Origin of the sequence: Streptomyces humi, from assembly GCF_001005085.2 — a bacterium.
In the GTDB taxonomy this organism is placed as follows: Bacteria; Actinomycetota; Actinomycetes; order Streptomycetales; family Streptomycetaceae; genus Streptomyces; species Streptomyces humi.
In genome coordinates, this window is sequence record NZ_LBMU02000132.1 from 1 (window position 1) to 4,895 (window position 4,895).

Genomic DNA, 4,895 nt, shown 5'->3' on the forward strand with positions numbered 1-4,895 from the left:
CCACGGTCCCGCCCCGCCGCAGTCCCCTTCCGCCTCGTCCCGTCCCGCCTCGTCCCGCCCCCGTTCCCCGGCCGATCCCCCAGGAAGGAAATCCCCCGTGGCAACGACGACACCCACACGGGGTGCCCCCACCCCGCCCGCCGGCGGTTCCGGTACCGCGCCGAACGGACGCGGCACCTGGCGCAGCCGGCTGTGGCGCTTCGACGACCTCGCGTCCCCGTACGCGTACATCGCCCCGTTCTTCCTCGTCTTCGGTGCCTTCGGGCTCTACCCGCTCCTCTACACGGGCTGGATCGCCCTGCACCGGGTGGAGATGACGAGCCTCAGCACCTCGGAATGGGTCGGCTTCGACAACTTCACCAAGATCCTCCAGGACTCGGAGTTCTGGACGGCGGTCACCAACACCTTCCTGATCGGCGTCATCTCGACCGTCCCGCAGCTGCTCGTGGCCCTGGGCCTCGCCCACCTCCTCAACTACAAGCTGCGCGCCAGCACGTTCTGGCGGACGGTCGTCCTCACCCCGTACGCCACCTCGGTGGCGACCGCGGCCCTGGTCTTCGCCCTGGTGTTCCGGGCCGACGGCGGCATCCTCAACTGGGTGCTGCACTTCGTCGGGATCGGCAACACCGACTGGGGCAACGGGGAATGGACCTCGAAGATCGCCATCTCGGTCATCGTGATCTGGCGCTGGACCGGCTACAACGCCCTGATCTACCTGGCGGCCATGCAGGCCGTGCCCACCGACCTGTACGAGGCAGCCTCCATCGACGGGGCGACGCGCTGGCAGCAGTTCCGCAAGGTGACCATCCCCTCGCTGCGGCCGACGATCCTGTTCACCATCGTCATCTCGACGATCGGTTCCATGCAGCTGTTCGGTGAGCCGCTGCTGCTCCAGGGCGGCACGCTCGGCTCCACCGGCGGCAACGAGCACCAGTACGAGACCCTCAGCATCTACCTCTACAACTACGGCTGGAAGCTGGGGCATCTCGGTCCGGCCGCGGCGGTCGCCTGGGCGATGCTCGCCCTGCTGCTGCTCATCGCCCTGATCAACTTGATCGTCGGCCGGTTCCTGCGCAAGAACGCGGCCTGACGGGAGCGATATCGATGACCACGACAAGCCCCACCGACACCGCGCCGGACCTCGACCCGAGGCCGCCGGCCGCCGCCCCGGCCAAGAACCGCGTACGCCTCAAGCTCGGCGCCGGACAGCAGCTCAAGGGCGGCCCCCTCACCTATCTCGCCCTGGTCGTCGTCGGCCTGGGCTCGATCTTCCCGCTGTACTGGACGCTGGTGGCCGCCTCGCACGACCAGCAGCGCGTCCTCGACAGCCCGCCGCCGCTGCTGCCCGGCGGCAGGCTGTGGAGCAACCTCCAGACCGCCTGGGAGCAGGCCAACCTGGGCAAGGCCATCGTCAACAGCGTGATCGTGTCGGGCTGCATCACCGCGGCCACCCTGTTCTTCTGCACGCTGGCCGGCTACGCCTTCGCCAAGATGCGGTTCCGCGGCCGGGGCGCCCTGATGACCGCCGTCATCGCCACCCTCACGATCCCGCCGCAGCTCAGCGTCGTCCCGCTGTTCATGATGATGGCGGACATCGGCTGGGGCGGAAAACTGGAGTCGGTGATCTTCCCGACCCTGGTCGGCGCCTTCGGTGTCTTCTTCATGCGCCAGTACCTGCTGGAGGCCCTGCCCTACGAGCTCATCGAGGCGGCCAAGGTGGACGGCGCGACCAACATCCGCATCGTGTGGAACGTGGTGCTGCCCGCCGCCCGGCCCGCGATGATGGTGCTGGGCATGCTCACCTTCGTCCAGGCGTGGAACGACTTCTTCTGGCCCTTCCTCGCCCTGAACCAGGAGAATCCCACCCTCCAGGTCGCACTCGGCCAGCTCAGCGCCTCCTACACCCCCGACCAGAGCATCGTCATGGCCGGCGCGCTGATCAGCACCCTGCCGCTGCTGCTGGTCTTCGTGATCTTCGGCAAGCAGATCGTCGGAGGCATCATGGCGGGCGCCGTCAAGGGCTGACCCCGGTCCGCCGTCACTCCGTCCCGTCGCTCCGTCCCGTCGTACGGACCGTCGTACGGACCGTCGTACGGCCCGTCTCCCCCGCGGGCCGTACCCGGCCGGTCGCCCTCGCGGCAGGACCCCGCACCCGGGCCTCGTCCGACTCACCTCGCCCGCCCTTCCCCACCTTCCCCTGCCCCCTGCCCCCCTTCCTCACGTCACTTCGGGAGCGTTCCCACCATGACCGCCGTACGAACCGAGCCCACCGCCCAGTCGGCCTCCCACACCTCCTTCCCGCCCGGCTTCGTCTGGGGGGCCGCCACCGCCGCCTACCAGGTGGAGGGGGCCGCCGCCGAGGACGGCCGCACCCCGTCCATCTGGGACACCTTCAGCCACACCCCCGGGAAGGTCCGCAACGGCGACACCGGTGACATCGCCGCCGACCACTACCACCGGTACCAGGGCGACGTGGCACTGATGAAGGACCTCGGCCTCAAGGCCTACCGGTTCTCCGTCTCCTGGTCCCGGGTGCAGCCCACCGGCCGCGGACCCGCCGTCGAGCGCGGCCTGGACTTCTACCGGCGGCTCACCGACGAGCTCCTGACGGCCGGCATCACCCCGGTCGCCACCCTCTACCACTGGGATCTGCCGCAGGAGCTGGAGGACGCGGGCGGCTGGCCGCAGCGGGACACCGCGTACCGCTTCGCCGACTACGCCGAGATCATGGCCCGCGCCCTGGGGGACCGCGTCGGCGTGTGGACCACCCTCAACGAGCCCTGGTGCAGCGCGTTCCTGGGCTACGGCTCCGGCGTGCACGCCCCGGGCCGTACCGACCCGGCGGCCACCCTGCGCGCCGCTCACCACCTCAACCTCGCCCACGGCCGGGCGGTCGGCGCGCTGCGGGACAACCTGCCGGCGACCGCGCAGACCTCCATCACGCTGAACCTGCACGAGGTGCGCCCGCTGACCGACAGTGCCGCGGACGCCGAGGCCGCCCGCCGTATCGACGCGGTCGGCAACCGGATCTTCACCGGTCCGATCCTGGACGGCGCCTACCCGGAGGACCTGCTCGCCGACACCGCGCACCTCGTGGACTGGGCGGAGCTGGTGCACGACGGCGACCTCACCGAGATCTCCCGCCCGGTCGACCTGCTCGGCGTCAACTACTACTCCCCGACCGTGGTCTCCGCGGCCGTCGAGGGCGACGCCGGCACCCGCAACGACGGCCACGGCGCGAGCGACCACTCGCCGTGGACGGGCGCCGACGACGTGACCTTCCACCTGGCCAACGACCAGGTCACCGCGATGAACTGGGCCATCGACGCGAGCGGTCTGCACACCCTGCTGACCGGGCTCGCGGCCTCGCACCCCCGGCTGCCCCTGATGGTCACCGAGAACGGCGCCGCCTTCGACGACTACGTCTCCCCCGAGGGGCGGGTGAACGACCCGCAGCGGATCGCCTACCTGCACGCGCACCTGGAGGCCGTCCGGCAGGCCGTCGCCGACGGAGCGGACGTACGCGGCTACTTCCTGTGGTCCCTGCTCGACAACTTCGAGTGGTCCTACGGTTACTCGAAGCGCTTCGGCGCCGTCTACGTCGACTACGGCACCCAGCGCCGCATCCCCAAGGCGAGCGCACACTGGTACGCGGACGTGATCCGCCAGAACGCGCTGCCGGCCGCCGGTGAGCAGGGCTGACCCGGCACCCTCCCGGGGGGACGACGGGGCCGGGAACGGCCGGGTGACGGCTGTTACATTCCTGGCCTGAAAGCTGCGAACGGAAGGCGGCGACCATGACGGTCAAGGGTGAGCGGGGCCGGGGAGCCCGGCGGCCGACGCTGGAAGAGGTCGCCGCCCGGGCGGGCGTGGGCCGCGGCACGGTGTCGCGGGTGATCAACGGTTCGCCACGGGTCAGCGACGCGACCCGGGCGGCCGTCGAGGCGGCCGTCGACGAACTCGGCTACGTGCCCAACACCGCCGCCCGCGCGCTGGCCGCCAACCGCACGGACGCCATCGCCCTCGTCGTCCCCGAGCCGGAGACCCGGTTCTTCGCGGAGCCGTACTTCTCCGACATGCTCAGCGGTGTCGGCGCCGAACTCTCCGACACCGAGATGCAGTTGCTGCTGATCTTCGCGGGCAGCGACCGGGAGCGCCAGCGGCTCGCCCAGTACCTGGCCGCGCACCGTGTCGACGGCGTCCTGCTGGTCTCCGTGCACGCCGACGACCCGCTGCCCGACCTGCTCGCGCAGCTGGAGATCCCCGCGGTGATCAGCGGTCCGCGGTCCGCCGCCGAGACGCTGACGTCCGTCGACTCCGACAACTACGGCGGTGGCCGCTCGGCCGTCGAGCACCTGCTGGCCGGCGGCCGCCGGACCATCGCGCACATCACCGGCCGCCTCGACGTGTACGGTGCCCAGCGCCGCGTCGACGGCTACCGTGACGCGCTGCGCGACGCCGGCCACCAGGTGAACGAACTCCTCATCGAGGCGGGGGACTTCACCGAGGAGGGCGGCCGGCGCGCGATGACCCGGCTGCTGGAGCGGGAGCCCGCGCTGGACGCGGTCTTCGCCGGCTCGGACGTGACGGCGGCGGGCGCCCGCCAGGTGCTGCGCGAGGCGGGCCGCCGTATCCCCGACGACGTGGCGCTGGTCGGGTACGACGACTCGGCCATCGCCCGCCACATGGAGCCGCCGCTCACCAGCGTCCGCCAGCCCATCGTGGAGATGGGGCGCGCGATGATCGACCTGCTGCTGACCGAGATCGCCGACCGCCGCCCGGCGGAGTCCCGCGGCCCGGAACGCAAACACGCGGTCCTGCCCACGGAACTGGTGATCAGGGCGTCCTCCTAGCCCCCGGCTCTGGCCCCCGGCTCTGGCCCCCGGCCCCCGGCT

The 4,895-nt window shown here is 71.4% G+C and carries 4 protein-coding genes; all 4 read left to right on the plus strand.

What is annotated here, in order from left to right; genetic code table 11:
* Positions 1 to 97: 97 nt before the first annotated feature.
* Positions 98 to 1,090, plus strand: a complete 993-nt coding sequence (locus tag AAW13_RS42080) for a carbohydrate ABC transporter permease (protein ID WP_046731583.1) — start codon at positions 98 to 100, stop codon at positions 1,088 to 1,090.
* A gap of 14 nt (positions 1,091 to 1,104) precedes the next feature.
* Positions 1,105 to 2,025: a carbohydrate ABC transporter permease gene (locus tag AAW13_RS42085; protein WP_046731584.1), complete on the plus strand. Its 921-nt coding sequence runs from the start codon at positions 1,105 to 1,107 to the stop codon at positions 2,023 to 2,025.
* 219 nt (positions 2,026 to 2,244) lie between these two features.
* Positions 2,245 to 3,702 carry a GH1 family beta-glucosidase gene (locus tag AAW13_RS42090; protein ID WP_046731585.1) on the plus strand — a complete coding sequence of 486 codons (1,458 nt, stop codon included), beginning with the start codon at positions 2,245 to 2,247 and terminating at the stop codon, positions 3,700 to 3,702.
* Positions 3,703 to 3,797: 95 nt separating this feature from the next.
* Positions 3,798 to 4,853: a LacI family DNA-binding transcriptional regulator gene (locus AAW13_RS42095; RefSeq protein WP_046731586.1), complete on the plus strand. Its 1,056-nt coding sequence runs from the start codon at positions 3,798 to 3,800 to the stop codon at positions 4,851 to 4,853.
* Positions 4,854 to 4,895: the final 42 nt, after the last annotated feature.